This is a genomic window from Slackia equolifaciens (assembly GCF_003725995.1).
Classification (GTDB): Bacteria; Actinomycetota; Coriobacteriia; order Coriobacteriales; family Eggerthellaceae; genus Slackia; species Slackia equolifaciens.
Map to the genome: position 1 here is coordinate 1 of NZ_QIBX01000047.1, position 649 is coordinate 649.

Sequence of the window (649 nt, forward strand, 5' to 3'; positions counted from 1 at the left end):
TCTGCAGGCCTTCGGGACCCTCGGCGTAGTACACGCTGACGCGCTGGTCTTCGGGAACGGTGGCGACGGCGGCAGCCACGTCGGCGGCAACCTTGGTGCAGTAGTCGGCCATCTTCTTAGCCTCGTCCTGCTTGCCCAGGATCCGGCCCAGCACCTCGTAGCAATGGGCGGTCTTGTCGAAAGAACCGTCGATCACGACCACGGGGATGCCCGTCTGGTTCTGCAGGTCATCGGCATTGGTGGCGTCTTTCTCACCCGGCTCGACCGTAGTCACCGAAAAGACCACCTGAATGCCCGCAGCCATAATAGCCTCGGGATTGAGGTCCTTGCCGCCGGCCAGGGTGCCCAGATTCGGCAGGTCGACGATATCGGCGGGCAGGTTGGCGAGCTCCTGTTCGGTGAAGTCCATCGTAGTGCCGGCGCACAACTCGGGCGCCAGCGTGAAGCAGAAGATTTGGCCTGCGGGGCTCGTGTAATAGATCTTCTCGAGCTGCTCGGCAGCGGGCAGCGTCACCGTGCGGCCCGCATCATCGGTCACCGTCTGCTCGGTGGCAACGGGCTGTGCGGCAGCCTGCGGCTCCGCCTCAGAAGCGGGCTCGCTTTCTCCCGACGCGCAGCCGAACAGGGCTGTCGAAAGCGCCAGAAAACC

1 protein-coding gene is annotated in these 649 nt (G+C 64.4%); it reads right to left on the reverse strand.

Annotation, left to right across the window (positions count from 1 at the left end):
- Positions 1-649, reverse strand: a 649-nt coding sequence (locus DMP06_RS11475) for a TroA family protein (RefSeq protein WP_476712876.1), incomplete at both ends; no start/stop codon positions are given.